Origin of the sequence: Pseudomonas auratipiscis (assembly GCF_036324085.1) — a bacterium.
GTDB lineage: Bacteria > Pseudomonadota > Gammaproteobacteria > Pseudomonadales > Pseudomonadaceae > Aquipseudomonas > Aquipseudomonas auratipiscis.
Genome location: NZ_JAZDCU010000008.1, coordinates 201691 through 216261, shown reverse-complemented (window position 1 = coordinate 216261; position 14571 = coordinate 201691). Strand labels below are relative to the sequence as shown.

Here is a 14571-nt window from a genome sequence, read left to right as displayed (position 1 = left end):
TCAGTTGTAGATCAACCGTTCGGCAAGCATCTGCGCGACTCGCGCAGGTGAGCGCTTTTCGGCCTGCGCATGGGCAAATACTTCGGTGAGCCGCGAAGGGATGCGCGCCAGGTGCGCAGTGATCGTCTGCAGTTCCTCTCCTCTGTGCTTGAGTGCTACGTAGATCAAGCCGCCGGCATTGATTACATAGTCAGGCGCATAGAGTATCCCGCGACTCTCCAACTGATCAGCCACCTGCAGTGTGGTGAGCTGGTTGTTCGCCGCTCCCGCCACGGCTGCACAGCGCAATTGCATCACAGTCTGTCCGTTGAGTACCGGCCCTACCCCACAAGGGGCGAAGATATCGCAGGGGGTGCTGATCAACATTTCATTGGCCACCGGGCGTGCATTGAACTGCTCGATCGCCAATTGCACTTTTCCCTGGTCCAGGTCGCTGACCAGCAGCTCGGCACCCGCGGCATGCAGTTGCTCGGCAAGTGCATAGCCAACGTTCCCCAGGCCTTGTACTGCCACCCGCAACCCCTCCAGATTGTCACTACCAAGTCGGGCCATAGAGGTGGCACGAATGCCGGCAAATACCCCCATGGCAGCATGAGGCGACGGGTCGCCGGCAGAAGTGGTACTGGTGACGTGTTGGGTAGTCTGGGCGATGCAGTCCATATCCAGGGTAGAAGTACCGCTGTCTACGGCGGTAATGAACCGGCCTTGCAGGGTTTCGACGAAGCGACCAAACGCTTCAAACAACGCAGCACGGTTTTCCACATGTGGATTACGAATGATCACCGCCTTGCCACCCCCCAAAGGCAGGCCCGCCAACGCTGCCTTGTAGCTCATGCCTTGGGCAAGACGCATGGCATCGATCATCGCGCTGTCGTCATCGGGATAGGCCAGGTAGCGACAACCGCCCATAGCCGGCCCAAGATGCTCGCTGTGGATAGCGACCACCGCCTTGAGCCCGGTACAGGGGTCAATGCACATGTGCAGCGATTGCGTGCGGGTGCTTTGCATGATCGCGAACATCAGCGGGCTCCTCAGTGAGGTGCTGATCCCAGTATAGGCTGCGCCACACCGATTGATGGCTTCACCCGGACCACTGGACGAAAGGCTGAGTCAGCGCTACAAAATAAGCTTGAGCGGAGATTGTCATGACCCCACGCCAAGCTTGTCTTGCCTGCCTGGAACGCGAACCGGTCGATTTGCTGGAGGCGGCGGTGTGGGTGGCAGCCGAGCACGACGACAACCTGCGTACAGCGGATGTCATGGCACAGGTCAAGGCGCTTCAGCAGGAGGTCAGCGCAGGCCTGCCGATGCTGCCGCTTTGCGAGTTGGCCCAGCCGTTGTTGCGCAGGCTCAGCGCCTTGGGATTCCAGCAAGACGAATACCACCCCTTGCGCCCCCAGGTGGCCTTGCTCGACAAAGTCCTGGAGCGACGTCGCGGCCAACCGCTGGCCTTGGCATTGCTGACCCTGGAGCTTGCCCGTGGCTTGTCGATTCCGTTGGAGGGGGTCAACTTTCCCGGGCATTTTCTTCTGCGCGTGCCCGGCGCCGACCATCTGCTCGACCCGTGCGGTGGACGCAGGCTTTACCCGGCCGATTGCCGTGAATTACTCGGTCGTCAGTTTGGTCCGCAATTGCAGCTAAATGCCGAGCACCTGCTGACTGCAAGTCCCAAGCAGATACTTCAACGCCTGTCACGCAACCTGCGCCAATTGCACACCTCTCATGACGATGACCTGGCAGCACTCAAGGACGCCGAAAGAGTCTTGCTACTGGGCCCTGCCCTGGCCAGCGACTACATGGCCCGCGCCACCTTGTACCAACACCTTGAATGCCCCCAGGCCGAACGCTTCGACCTGGAGCATGCATTGCTACTCAGTGACGATCCAATCCAACGTTTGCGCCTGACTGAACGCTTGAGCCATCTGCCCCATACATCGCCATCCGTGCACTAACCCGGCATATCCGGTTGTTTGGACGGATGAGCCTGGACAAAGGCGGCATGCTGTTCGGCCAACCCGGCGACCCGACGAATACGCGAGAAGCCGCCAAGATCGATGTTGAAACGTTCAGCCGCATACAGCTGTGGAATCAAGTAGACATCGGCCAGCCCCGGCTCTTCTCCGAAGCAAAAGCCCTCGTCCCCAATCAGTTGCTCGACGGCTGCCAGCCCCTGGCTTACCCAGTGGGCAATCCACTGGCTGACTTGCGCATCGTTCTGCCCCAACCCTCGCAGCTGATTGAGCACACTGACGTTGTGTAACGGATGAATATCGCAACCAATCAATGCCGCCACGCCCCGCACCTGGGCGCGTTGCACCGGGTCTTGAGGGAGTAGCGCCGGGCTTGGATAAACCTCTTCCAGGTACTCGATGATTGCGGGTGACTGCACCAGCAGTTCACCGGAGTCGATCTTCAAGGCCGGCACTCGGCCCTGAGGATTGAGGGCGAGGAAATGCTCTTCGCGCTGCTCACCCTTGAGCAGGTTGACCGGAACGTACTGGTACTCGAGTTGCTTGAGCGCCAGCGCAATCCTCACCCGGTAGGATGAGGTCGAACGGTAGTAATTGAGCAGATCCATGATGTTGCCCTCTCAATGTGCCGGCAGAATCTTGCCTCGGCACTCGCCAAAGCCGATCGATGCCACGCCGTCCCGGACGCAGCGAGCACGCAGAATGACTTCGTCGCCATCTTCGAGGAACTTGCGCACTTCACCCGACGCCAGTTGCACCGGCTCCTTGCCCCCCTGGGTGATCTCCAGCAGGCTGCCGAACTGGCCAGGCTGGGCGCCGGACAAAGTGCCCGAACCGAACAGATCGCCCGACTGCAGCTGGCAACCGTTGACGCTGTGATGGGCGACCATCTGAGCCACGGTCCAGTACATGCTTAAAGTATTGCTCAACGTCAGGCGATGGGCGGGCAGATTTTGCTCGCGCATACGCTCGGTGAGCAGCAGCACTTCCAGTTCGATATCGAAGGCGCCGTTAGCCTGGTCGCGCTTGTCGAGCAGGTACGAAAGCGGCTGCGGGTCGCCCTCTGGACGCGCCGGCTGGGCGCAACGGAATGGCTCAAGGGCTTCGGCGGTCACCACCCATGGAGAGATGGTCGAGATAAAGCTCTTGGACAGGAACGGACCCAGCGGCTGATATTCCCAGGCCTGGATGTCGCGTGCCGACCAGTCGTTGAGCAGACAGAAGCCCGCGATGTGTTCAGCGGCTTCGGCGACTGGGATCGAATCGCCCATATCATTGCCCTGGCCGATCCAGATGCCCAGTTCCAGTTCGTAGTCCAGGCGCGCGCACGGGCCGAAGCTCGGCTCGTTCTGGCCGGCGGGCAGGGTCTGGCCTTTTGGTCGACGCACATCTGTGCCGGACGGGCGAATGGTCGACGCGCGACCGTGGTAACCGATCGGCACGTACTTATAGTTGGGCAGCAATGGGTTGTCGGGACGGAACAGCTTGCCGACGTTCTTGGCATGCTCGATGCCAACATAGAAATCGGTGTAATCGCCGATCTGCGCAGGCAGATGCAACTGACACTCGGCACTGACGAGCAACAGCGGCGTTAGCGCAGCCTGATGCTCACTGTGTTCACCGAGCAGTTGCAACAGGCGTTCACGCAAAGCCACACGGGCGCCTCGGCCCAGGGCGAAGAACGCATTCAGCACGCCGCCACGAGTGGCCTCGACAGCGGCACGTGCCTCACCGTCGAACAGCCCAGCGCTCAAGGCACCTTCAAGGTCGAGAATCGCATCACCAATGGCCACGCCGCAGCGCTTGGCCTGATCCTTGTGGGTAAAGATCCCCAGCGGCAGGTTCTGCAGTGGAAAATCGCGATGCCCGTTGGCGTGTTCGACCCAACTGCGGGCAATTGCGGACTGATTCATGGGTTATCTCCGATTCGGGGTGAAGGTGCTCGGCAACGAGGCCCAGCAACTATCGTAGTCGGCCTGCAACTGCGGGCACTCTAACGCATGACGGCTCGGACGCAGCACCTGGCTGGTCTCGAACATGAACGCCATGGTGTTGTCGATTTTGTTCGGCGCAAGATCCGCGGCAATGGCCTTGGCACAGGTTTCGGCGTCCGGACCATGGGCGCTCATGCAAGCGTGCAGCGAGGCACCGCCAGGCAGGAACCCTTCGGCCTTGGCGTCGTACTCACCCTTGATCAACCCCATGAACTCGTTCATCAGGTTGCGGTGGAACCATGGTGGACGGAAGGTGTTCTCGGCCACCATCCAGCGCGGCGGGAAGATCACGAAGTCGAGGTTGGCCATGCCTGGCACGCTGGTCGGCGAGGTCAACACAGTGAAGATCGACGGGTCCGGGTGATCGAAACTGACAGTACCGATGGTGTTGAAGCGACGCAGGTCGTACTTGTACGGCACGTTGTTGCCGTGCCAGGCGACCACGTCCAGTGGCGAATGGTTGAGCTGGCAACTCCACAGTTCACCGAGGAACTTCTGCACCAATTGCACCGGTGCGTCGACTTCTTCGTAATGTGCCACTGGCGCGAGGAAGTCTCGCGGATTGGCCAAGCCATTGCTACCGATTGGCCCCAGGTCCGGGATACGCAATGGCGCCCCGTGGTTTTCGGCCAGATAGCCACGGGCCTGAGCGTCGATCAGTTCAACCCGGAACTTGAGGCCACGAGGCAGTATGGCGATTTCCAGCGGTTCGACTTCCAGTACACCCAGTTCCGTTACGATGCGCAGGCGGCCTTGTTCAGGTACCAGCAGCAATTCACCGTCGGCGTTAAAGAACACCCGCTCCATGGAGCAATTGGCGCAGTAGGTGTAAATGCTGATTCCGGCCGGCTTTTCGCCCGCCGAGTTGGCCGCCATGGCCACCCAGCCGTCGATGAAATCGGTCGGCTCGCTCGGGATGGGTTGCGGGCTCCAGCGCAGGCGGTTAGGGGTAACCGGGCCCAGCGGACCACCGGCCAACTGCCGCTCCAGGCGCTCGAAACGCGGATGCAAGGCCGACGGACGAATACGGTAGAGCCAGGTGCGGCGCGACTCGCTACGGGTCATGGTGAAGGCCGTGCCGGAAAGCAACTCGGCATACAGGCCATAGGGCGCCTTTTGTGGCGAGTTCTGGCCGACCGGCAGGGCACCGGGCAAGGCTTCACTGGCAAATTCGTTGCCGAAACCGCTCAAGTAGTCGAGGACAGGGGTGCTTTCGAGGTTCATCGAGCCTCCGGGCCCAATGCAGGCCGGTTGATGGCAGCTGGCTGGCGCCGGTGACGCTGGCAAACAGGCTGCATTATTTTTATCGTAATTACATTACGCATAACGTAATTTGATTGGCGAAGACCGTCAAGCTATAAAGACGCCCATCTGAACCATCCGGAACATTCCTACAATGGCCAAAGCCAGCTCCCCCGCCGACAGCACCGGCAAACAGAAGGTACGCTCGGCCGAGGTCGGTACCGATATCCTCAAGGCCTTGGCCCAACTATCGCCCTCCACCTCGCTGTCGCGCCTTGCCGAACATGTCGACATGCCGGCCAGTAAAGTCCATCGCTATTTGCAGGCGCTGATCGCCAGTGGCTTTGCCGAGCAAAATCCGGCCACCAACCACTACGGGCTGGGTCGTGAAGCGCTGCGCGTAGGTCTCGCCGCCCTCGGCGGTATGGACGTGCTGAAAGTTGCGGCCATGCCGCTGTCGCAATTGCGTGATGCACTCAACGAAAGCTGCTTCATTGCCGTGTGGGGCAATCAGGGCGCCACAGTGGTCAGCATCGAACCGGCGGTCCGCGCGGTGACCGTGGTCACCCAGATCGGTTCGGTGCTGCCTTTGCTTAGCTCATCGACAGGGCTGGTGTTTGGTGCCTACCTTCCCGAGCGCGAAACTGTCGAACTACGCGATCAGGAACTGGCCATCCTCGGACACAACGTCAACGACTACGAAACGCTGTTCGCCGACATTCGCCTGCGCGGCCTGCACCATATCCATGGCTTGCTTATGCCAGGCGTCGACGCGCTCTCGGCCCCGGTGTTCAATGCGGTGGGAAAAATTGTCGCGGTATTGACTGTCGTTGGGCCGACTTCGATCTTCCATGCCGATGAACAAGGTCCGGCAGCGCAACAACTATTGGCGGCGGCAAAAATGATCAGTTGGCGCATGGGCTACGAAGAAGCGCCCCTGCATGCCTGACTCGAGACGCCCTGCACTGTTGCCAGTGATGTAACAGTGAATGTCCGAATTGGCTATTTTTCCTTTGGGGTCAGCGGCTTATTCTGTTTGCAGCTGGATCGCGCCATCATAGGCAGCCGCTCTGGCCCGGGCATTTCAGACGTGCACACCCCGTCCCCGGCAACAGGTTCACCGACGTTGATTTTGAAGCTCCTTGATCTAACGTCTTACTTGGCCGCTGCTTTGCAGCGGCCTTTTTTATGCGCTCATCGCAGGGCAAGCCCACACCTATCGGCTGCGGTCAATCGTCGTCATCGCTGTCGTCGAAGTGAAAGCGATGCAGTATCCGATGAGCGACAGGGGTCAGGATCAACCCGATACTGGCAACAAACACCAGCCCGACATACAAGCCATAAATAGCTAAGAACAACTTGCCGCCCATGGTCTGCGGCAAGATCACCGGCCCTACCCCACCCAGTAACAAGGTGGCATTGAAGATGGCGTCGTGCAGGGGAATGTGCGGTTCGAAGTACCAATGACCAAGTACCCCGAACAGCACCGAGGCGACCAGCAACACGCAGGCCGCCAGGCCATGGCGCAATAAACGAAAGCGAAACTGCCGAGGCGAAATGAGCGCTTCTGTCTTGGACTCGTACATCCTTGTCACTCCTGTAACGATCATGACCGCCCAGCATAGGAAAGAACCTCGGGCGACCACAACCTCAGGCAGCCTCAGCGCTGTTGGAATTTTTCCAGGTTGGCCATCATTTGCTGCAGTGCTTGCAGGCTGTCGCTCGGGTGTACGGCATCGGTAAAGTCACCAATGCCCTGCCAGTTGGCGGCGATGTCTTCTGGAGTGAATCCTTGGTGGGGGTCGAAGCCCACGCCCAGACTACGCTGCCAACGCACTTTACCGACCCAGCCGCCGCCCACTTCATACAGGCCGGCAGTGTCCTGGCATTGCTCACTGCCCAGGTAAACCACCAATGGACTGATCAGCTCGGGCTTCAGTTGCTCGAAAACCTGAGGGGGGATCAAACCTTCGGTCATGCGCGTACCGCCTGTAGGCGCGATGGCGTTGACCAGGATGTTGTGTTTGCGTCCCTCGATGGCCAAGGTTCGGGTCAACCCGTAGAGACCTAATTTGGCCATACCGTAGTTGGACTGGCCGAAGTTGCCATAAATACCTGAAGTGGAGGCGGTGAAGATCACCCGTCCCCAATGCTGTTCACGCAGATGTGGCCAGGCAGCATGGGTAACTTTATAGGCCCCTTCGACATGAACCCGATAGACCTGATCCCAATCGTTGTCTTCCATTTTGTGGAATGTCTTGTCGCGCAGAATACCGGCATTGTTGACCACCACATCGACGCGACCAAAGGTATCCAGCGCCTGCTCGACAATACGATGACCATCGGCCACCGAGTCATGGTTGGCCAGTGCTGTACCTCCCGCCTCCCGGATCTGTACAACCATCCGGTCGGCCGCAGAGGCGTTCGCACCTTCGCCATGAGTGGAGCCGCCCAGATCGTTGACCACCACCCGCGCACCGTGACGAGCAAATAACAAGGCATGGGCTCGGCCCAGACCTCCTCCGGCGCCCGTCACTATCACTACTTTATCGTCCAGGCGCACAGAATCGCTCATGCTCGACACTCCAACAAATCAACAGGGGATGTCCGAGTGTCGGCCAGCATCGGCCCGCACACAATCAAGCGCGCCTGGGGTGAATGGCTGTCGATAAGGCCAGAAAATGATGCAATTCGCCTGTTCTCAGGACCAGGCCACCTTCTGCTGCGCAGGCAGGGCCTGCTCGCGAAACGCCAGATAATGGCGCAACACTTGCGTTGGCGCTTCTGTATGAGGGTAATGACCAATGCCCGGGAGCAAGACAGCATCTGGGTTTGGAATCAATTGCAGGTAACGCTGATACATATGTGCGCCAGAAACCGGGTCCACTGCGCCGTTGATGAAACGCAGTGGTATAGCCTCTTTCTGCATAGCCGCAAGCCAACGTTCGCGGTGGATCGCCCGCTCCGGTACGTAGGTCACCAGCTTGTGCAGGATGCGCGTGCCACGGTTGGCAACCATCAGGCTCCAGCAGTCATCCAGGGCACTCTCACTGGGATGCGTGCAAGGCCCGTAGACCTGGGTGACGTTGCGCACCAGATCATCACGGCCAAACGAGCGCGCCACCAGCCAGCCAAGTCGGCTGAGCAGAAGTTTCTGGATCAGCAGTGAACGATGGCATTCCGGGAACAGCCCGCCATTGAGGAACACACAACTGGCAATGTCGGCCCGACCTTCATGATGGCGTGCCAGCAGTTCCTGAGAGACGCTGTCGCCATAGTCATGAGCCAACAAGTGAACCGGCTGATCTACTTGCAGGTGTTCAAGCAACGCCTGTTGCAGATCGGCCTGCTCGATCAAGGAGTAGTGGTGATGAACGGGTTTGGAGGAATCGCCAAAGCCGAGCATGTCACAGGCAATGACCCGAAAGCGCTGGGTCAATGGAGCCCACAGATAATGCCAGTCCCAGCTCGCGGTGGGAAAGCCATGAATAAGCAGCAGTGGTTCACCTTGACCTGCTGTCCAGTATCGAATGGTCTGGCCACGGAAGGTAAAATTCAGCCCCCGGGTGCGCCAGACGCATAGTGGAATTTCGGTCAAGGGCATCAGCGTATCCCCGTTGAACAGGGGAGTAGCGGGTTGGGCAAGGCATCAGTTGCGATCATTGCAATCACCTCGGCACATTCGTGTGCTCTAGTGACGCAGTCTAATCAGCACACTGGCAAAGGTAAGTTGCATTGGCAGCCAGCTTATTGACCTTGTGAGTCAGGCAGCAAAATAACCTGACCCGTCACAGGATCAATAGCAGCAAGGGTGCGGCAAACAGGTTGAGAAGCCCGGTCAATACCATCACCAGGCCCGCCACAGAGCCCTCTTCACCCCCGACCTCATGGGCCCGACTGACCCCTGCGCCATGCGCGCCAACACCAAACAACGCGCCACGTGCCAAGGGCGTACGCAACGGCAGGAACTTCAGCAGCACCCCACCAAACATGGCGCCCAGCACACCGGTGAACATCACGAAAACCGCTGTCAGCTCCGGCACCCCGCCCAGATCCCGGGCCAGCGGCATGGCAAAGGGCGTGGTAATCGAGCGCGGCAACAACGACAGGCTCACCGAGTTATCCAGTGACAGCAGGTGCGCCAGGCCCCAGGAGCTGGAAATGGACGCGGCACTGCCCACCAGCATTCCCAGGGTCAATGCCGGCCAGTGACGAGCCAGCAGTGCCCGTTGTTGCCAGATCGGAACCGCGAACGCCACCGTCACCGGCCCCAGAACCGCCATCAGCCAATGGGTGTCTCGGGAATACTCGGCGTAGGCCGTGTTCAACGGTACGGCAACCGCCAGCAGCAACGCTGGCACCAGAATCAGCGGCGACAACAGGTAGCGACCTGTGCGCCGGTACAACCAGCGGCTTCCCAAGTAAGCCGATAGCGTCAATATCAGCCAGAACAGGGGCATGGGTTCAAGCGTCATGACGCATCCTCCAACGGCATACCCACTCCACGGTGACGGCGGTCATAACCATGACCATCAAGGTACTGACCGCGATCACCAGAAGAATTCGCCAGCCCTCATCGCGCAGCAAGCTACCGTAGTCGAGCAGGCTCATCAGCGCAGGAATGAAGAACAGCAGCATTTCGGCCATCAACAAACCGGCGCCTAGCTGCAAGGCTGCAGGCTTGAGCCAGCCCAGGGCAAATGCGCTCAACAGCAGCGCCAGCCCCATTACTCCGCCGGGAATTGGCCAGCCGAGCCAAGCTGCCAACTGGCCGCCAATTGCATAAAGAGAAAGAAATACTGCCAGTTCGGCAAGTAGACGCAGGAAGCGTTTGAATGATGCGGGTTTCATCGCAGTGGACCTCTTCAAGGCTCTATTCTAGAGTCCCCTTCACCACGCTAAAAACGAATTGTTAGACTAGCTTCCATTCCATAATGGAATTCATAACATGGAATTCAAACAGCTGCGCAGTTTCATCGAAGTGATCCACCAGGGTGGTTTCACTCAAGCTTCGCAAACCCTGAACATCAGCCAATCGGCCGTCAGCAAGCAAGTGGCCCAGCTCGAGCACGACCTGGGTGCACCATTGCTGGAACGCCAAGGTTCACAATTACACCTGACGTCTGCCGGCAGGATTGTGCTGGAACGAGGCGAAGCGATGCTGCGCATGCGCCAGGAACTGCTCAATGAGCTCGATGACTTGAGCCAACTGGGCCGTGGCGAACTGCGCCTTGGCCTGCCGCAGCTTGGTAGCGACGCACTGTTTGCCAGGCTGTTCGCCGAGTACCGTCGGCGCCATCCCAACATCACCATTCATTTGCTTGAAGGCGGTAGCCGCAGTGTCGAGCAGGCCGTGCTAAGCGGTGAGCTGGAGCTCGGTGGCAGCCTGACACCGAATGATCCGGCGTTCGCGTTTCAGCCGTTCTGCAATGAGCCGCTCGATGCATTGCTGCCCACCGATCACCCCTTGGCGGGGGCCGGACGAATCAGTCTGGCGCAATTGGCTGAGACGCCATTTTTGCTCTATCAGCGCAGCTTCGTGCTCAATGACCGGCTGCTTGGCGCGTGCCAGCAACTGGGCTTTACCCCGAGGGAGGGTGGACGAAGCGGCCAAGCCGACTTCCTCGCTGCGCTAGTCGCCGCAAACCAGGGCGTCGTGTTGCTGCCGAGCGTAGTAGCCCGAGGCCTGGAACGCCCCGGCGTGGTTCGCCTGACGTTGAGCGAACCAACCGAACTGCGCTGGGACATCGCCTTCATCTGGCGAAAAGGCGCTTATCTGTCACGCGCAGCGCAGGCCTGGCTGCAATTGCTGCGCGAGCAACCTCACGCGGACTGATCAGCCGCGCAGCGCGCTGGTCAATTCGGCCAGCCATGGCTCGGCATCGGTTTCCGGGGTGACGGTTTCGCTGGCATCCAGGCGCAACATTGGTAGCACTTCACGGACGCCCATTTCAGCGAACAACTCACGCATCTGTTCGCCACCGCCACAAAAGGTATCGCCATAACTGGAATCACCCAGGCCGATCACTGCACCGGGAAGCCCGCGCCAGGCTGCGGGCAGCACGTCGCGAATTTCACTGAACAATGGCATCAGGTTATCAGGCAACTCGCCCATCCCCGTGGTTGAGGTCACCGCCAGGAAGGCTTCAGGAGCAAAGCCCTGAAGATCTTGCAAAGTAGCGCGATTGGCGTGCCAGGCCTCGAATCCTGCAGCGTTGAGCAGGGACTGAGCATGCCGGGCGACTTCTTCGGCAGTACCGTAGACCGAACCGGAAAGGATGGCGACTTTCATAAAGGATTCCGAAGCTGAGTAAAAACGTAGGATACTAGCATCGGACACTGGCAAAAGGCCTCATTCTCCAGATGTGAGGCGCCAGCCAATCCTCTAGAATCAACCGCCGTTCTTGTTTCAGCCTTGCGGACCTCGTCGAATGATTAACGCAACATTGCTGCAACGTATGGTCGATGCCTCGGTCGACGGGGTCGTGATTGCCGAGCAAGAAGGTGATGACGACACCATCCTGATTTATGTGAACCCGGCGTTCGAGCGAATGACCGGTTACCAGGCCAACGATATTCTTTATCAAGACTGCCGATTCCTGCAGGCCGATGATCGAGACCAGGACGCCCGCGCGCGAATCCGAGAGGCGATCAACAGCGGCCGACCAAGCCGGGAAATCCTGCGTAACTACCGCAAGGATGGCAGCATGTTCTGGAATGAACTGTCGATTACCCCGGTGCTCAACGAGGCCGATCAGCTCAAGTATTTCATCGGTATTCAGAAGGATGTCACCCGCCAGGTCGAGAGCGAACATCGGCTGGTGGAACTGGAACGCGAGCTCGCCGAAGCCAAGGCATATATTTCCAGGCTGGAAAGCGACGAACGGTAAAAACAAAACTACCGTATGGTTGTCCATCACGGTGACTAAATGCATTCACGACTGACCCATTCGAGTTCGACCATGCAAGCAGATGCCCTCCTGACTCAGGATGAGTTGGACTTTATCAGGACCATGCAGCGCGCCTCGCAGCCTTCTTCGGCTGAGTCGCCTTCGCGCCTGATGGTCAATGGCGGCACCGAGATCAAGCACCTGCTGACCCAACTGATTGCCCAGGAGCAAGTCACCCTGCAGGCGCAGTTCGACAACCACCAGATGACCTTCCCCCTGCATCTGGTCGAAGATGAGTTCCACTCCCTGCAGCTGCAACTGGGTGCGCCGCACATCTATGAAGAAGGCCCGATGGTACGGCCATGGCGCCTGACCCTCGATACTCCAGTCGCGCTGGTAGATGAACTGGGCCTGAGCACCGGTTTGTGGGTACGGGAGATTTCCTTCAAGGGCGTATTGGTGGAATTTCGGGATCAGCCCAAACCGCCGAAAACCTTCGACCTCTGGTTCGCCCCGGACAATTGCCCGCCCATTGCCTTGCACGGGATTCTGCAGCGTCGGACCGGGCAAAACCTGGCTGCGTACAAGCTGAGCCAGAGCCAGCAGGGAGAAATCGACCGGCTACGCGAGTACATTCTCCAGGCCCATCGCCAAGCTCACCCGGAACTGCATCCTCAACTATCCAAGTGACCTGCCAGCGATTGCTGCAAACGACGCAGCATAAAGCGGCCTTCATTGCCAAGGCACGCCACTTGCGACCCGATAAGGCTGTCCTGGGCCATTTCCGCCGCCTCTCCCGCCAGCAATAACGGACACTCCAAGCCCAGAGCAAGCCGAGCCAAACGCTTGGGCAAGTCATGCGCCGGAGGATGATTGGAGAACAGCACCAGGGCGTGTGGACTCATGCGTTCGCAGACCAGGGTGAGTTCTTCCACAGGCTGGCCCAGACCGAGTACTGTCACCCCAATTTCACTGGTACCCAGCATCAGCGCGGTTACCAGCAGTTCCAGCTCGCGGCAGTGGCCAGGTATCGCCGCAAGCACCACCCTGATCTCCTGCTGCCCAGCGCTCAACTGCAGGCGCTGGAGCACGCGGCCGCGCAGGAAACCATCGAGAAACAGCCATTCGCTGAGGTGACCGAACGCTTCCTGGGTGCTGCGCAACTCCTGCCAGACTGGCAAAAAGATGTCCTGGAATGCCACCACCTGTGGAAAAGTACTGAACACCTGACCGTACACCTGCTCCAGGCGCAGCTCATCGAACGCTCTTACAGCTTGGCGCAGTTGCAGTTGCCACTGCTTGAAATCGTCTTTGGAAATCGGGTTGGGTCGAACTTCGCCTTGCAGCTTGAGGCTCTGGCTGCGCGCCAGGATCTTGCCTACTTTACTCACGGCAACGCCACGCTCGATCCAACCGAGGATATTACGCACCTCATCGATATCGGCCTGGGAATAGAGGCGGTGCCCACTTTCGGTGCGTGTCGGCTGGATAAGCCCATATCGACGCTCCCACGCGCGTAGCGTAACCGGGTTGATACCCGTCAGGCGCGAGACTTCACGAATGGGAAACAGCTCCTCATGATCGAGGTCACCGGCGTTCGATGAAGGCTGGGCAGACTCAAGCATTGCCAGAAACCACGACTCTTTTGGGGTAGAGCACATTCTACTCCGGGCAATACAAAAGCGACTATTGGCATTTCTGTCAGTTGGCGACAACCCAGCACTGACGAGTCAGGTTATTTCAGGAATAATCCGTGCCCGCTTTTTGCATGCAACCCAATGCCGTCCTCCACCCCGGACGCATTATACGGGCAAGGCCATCCGCCCTGCCCCGTTGCCAGGAGATACACAATGTCTACCCCTCCCGTTACGTTGATGGTAACGCGCCGCGTCGCCGAAGGCCGCTATCAGGATCTGATGAGCTGGCTTCACGAAGGCGAACAATTGGCCACCGACTTTACCGGCTACCTGGGCTCGGGCGTACTGGCGCCACCGCCACAGGGCGACGAGTTTCAAATCATCTTCCGCTTTACCAACGAGCACACCATGCATGCCTGGGAGCACTCGGCTTCGCGTAACGCCTGGTTGACCCGTGGCGACGGTTTGTTCGAGCAGCCGCACGAGCTGCGGGCCAGTGGCCTGGACGGCTGGTTTGGCACCAATCCGGTACAGCGCCCTCCACGCTGGAAACAAGCTGTGGCAATCTGGCTGGCGTTCTTTCCGGTCTCACTTTTGTTCAACCTGTTGTTCGGCCAATGGCTGGGCGCCCTCGACCTGGTTCCGCGCATACTGCTGAGCACGCTAGGGTTAACGCCCTTGATGGTGTATGTGTTCATTCCCTTGTCCACCCGCCTGCTGGCCAACTGGCTCAACGCCCCGGCACGCAGCTGCAGGCCGCAGGGTGCGCGCAACGCGGTCTAGTTCGGGTATGCTGGCGGTCATCCAAGCGAACCTGCAAAAGTTGACCGTCCCCACC

The 14571-nt window shown here is 59.2% G+C and carries 17 protein-coding genes; 6 read left to right on the top strand and 11 right to left on the bottom strand.

All coding sequences use genetic code 11. From position 1 onward, the window contains the following. Complete coding sequence (locus V0R60_RS13920; RefSeq protein ID WP_136478084.1) at positions 1-1020, bottom strand: Leu/Phe/Val dehydrogenase; 1020 nt, start codon at positions 1018-1020, stop codon at positions 1-3. Between the two features lie 125 nt (positions 1021-1145). Here V0R60_RS13920 and V0R60_RS13915 point away from each other — a divergent pair, with 125 nt between their 5' ends. After that, complete coding sequence (locus tag V0R60_RS13915; protein WP_136478085.1) at positions 1146-1952, top strand: SirB1 family protein; 807 nt, start codon at positions 1146-1148, stop codon at positions 1950-1952. Here V0R60_RS13915 and maiA read toward each other — a convergent pair. The 3 genes from maiA to hmgA are packed head-to-tail and all read right to left on the bottom strand — an operon-like array spanning position 1949 to position 5188. Beyond that, positions 1949-2578, bottom strand: coding sequence for a maleylacetoacetate isomerase (gene maiA / locus V0R60_RS13910; RefSeq protein ID WP_136478086.1), 630 nt, complete (start codon positions 2576-2578; stop codon positions 1949-1951). The genes V0R60_RS13915 and maiA overlap by 4 nt on opposite strands. Positions 2579-2590: 12 nt before the next feature. Next, positions 2591-3883: a fumarylacetoacetase gene (gene fahA, locus V0R60_RS13905; protein ID WP_136478087.1), complete on the bottom strand. Its 1293-nt coding sequence runs from the start codon at positions 3881-3883 to the stop codon at positions 2591-2593. A 3-nt stretch (positions 3884-3886) separates the two neighbouring features. Next, positions 3887-5188 carry a homogentisate 1,2-dioxygenase gene (gene hmgA, locus V0R60_RS13900; protein WP_136478088.1) on the bottom strand — a complete coding sequence of 434 codons (1302 nt, stop codon included), beginning with the start codon at positions 5186-5188 and terminating at the stop codon, positions 3887-3889. Between the two features lie 172 nt (positions 5189-5360). Here hmgA and V0R60_RS13895 point away from each other — a divergent pair, with 172 nt between their 5' ends. Then, positions 5361-6155, top strand: coding sequence for an IclR family transcriptional regulator (locus V0R60_RS13895; protein ID WP_136478089.1), 795 nt, complete (start codon positions 5361-5363; stop codon positions 6153-6155). 280 nt (positions 6156-6435) lie between these two features. Here the strand turns inward: V0R60_RS13895 and V0R60_RS13890 are convergent, their stop codons facing one another. From V0R60_RS13890 to V0R60_RS13870, 5 genes are all read right to left on the bottom strand, one after another. After that, on the bottom strand, positions 6436-6792 hold the full coding sequence (locus V0R60_RS13890; protein WP_330079896.1) for a hypothetical protein: 357 nt from the start codon (positions 6790-6792) through the stop codon (positions 6436-6438). Between the two features lie 74 nt (positions 6793-6866). Next, positions 6867-7781 carry an SDR family oxidoreductase gene (locus V0R60_RS13885; RefSeq protein WP_330079895.1) on the bottom strand — a complete coding sequence of 305 codons (915 nt, stop codon included), beginning with the start codon at positions 7779-7781 and terminating at the stop codon, positions 6867-6869. Positions 7782-7907: 126 nt separating this feature from the next. Next, positions 7908-8810 (bottom strand): alpha/beta fold hydrolase, encoded by a 903-nt coding sequence (locus tag V0R60_RS13880; protein ID WP_330079894.1) that lies wholly within the window; start codon positions 8808-8810, stop codon positions 7908-7910. Between the two features lie 184 nt (positions 8811-8994). Then, a complete protein-coding gene (locus tag V0R60_RS13875; protein ID WP_330079893.1) occupies positions 8995-9681 on the bottom strand; it encodes an LrgB family protein in 687 nt (228 codons plus the stop codon). Further along, positions 9671-10057: a CidA/LrgA family protein gene (locus tag V0R60_RS13870; protein ID WP_330079892.1), complete on the bottom strand. Its 387-nt coding sequence runs from the start codon at positions 10055-10057 to the stop codon at positions 9671-9673. The genes V0R60_RS13875 and V0R60_RS13870 overlap by 11 nt, the downstream gene beginning before the upstream one ends. A gap of 97 nt (positions 10058-10154) precedes the next feature. Here V0R60_RS13870 and V0R60_RS13865 point away from each other — a divergent pair, with 97 nt between their 5' ends. Next, positions 10155-11042 (top strand): LysR family transcriptional regulator, encoded by an 888-nt coding sequence (locus V0R60_RS13865; protein WP_330079891.1) that lies wholly within the window; start codon positions 10155-10157, stop codon positions 11040-11042. Here the strand turns inward: V0R60_RS13865 and V0R60_RS13860 are convergent, their stop codons facing one another. Next, complete coding sequence (locus V0R60_RS13860) at positions 11043-11498, bottom strand: flavodoxin (RefSeq protein ID WP_136478096.1); 456 nt, start codon at positions 11496-11498, stop codon at positions 11043-11045. A 139-nt stretch (positions 11499-11637) separates the two neighbouring features. On the opposite strand from V0R60_RS13860, the gene V0R60_RS13855 reads away from it, so the two are divergent. Next, positions 11638-12096 (top strand): PAS domain-containing protein, encoded by a 459-nt coding sequence (locus tag V0R60_RS13855; RefSeq protein WP_330079890.1) that lies wholly within the window; start codon positions 11638-11640, stop codon positions 12094-12096. Between the two features lie 72 nt (positions 12097-12168). Further along, positions 12169-12786, top strand: coding sequence for a hypothetical protein (locus tag V0R60_RS13850; RefSeq protein WP_136478098.1), 618 nt, complete (start codon positions 12169-12171; stop codon positions 12784-12786). Here the strand turns inward: V0R60_RS13850 and V0R60_RS13845 are convergent. After that, positions 12771-13721 (bottom strand): MerR family transcriptional regulator, encoded by a 951-nt coding sequence (locus V0R60_RS13845; protein ID WP_330079889.1) that lies wholly within the window; start codon positions 13719-13721, stop codon positions 12771-12773. The genes V0R60_RS13850 and V0R60_RS13845 overlap by 16 nt on opposite strands. A 225-nt stretch (positions 13722-13946) precedes the next feature. Here V0R60_RS13845 and V0R60_RS13840 point away from each other — a divergent pair, with 225 nt between their 5' ends. Then, positions 13947-14516, top strand: a complete 570-nt coding sequence (locus tag V0R60_RS13840) for an antibiotic biosynthesis monooxygenase (RefSeq protein WP_136478100.1) — start codon at positions 13947-13949, stop codon at positions 14514-14516. Positions 14517-14571: the final 55 nt, after the last annotated feature.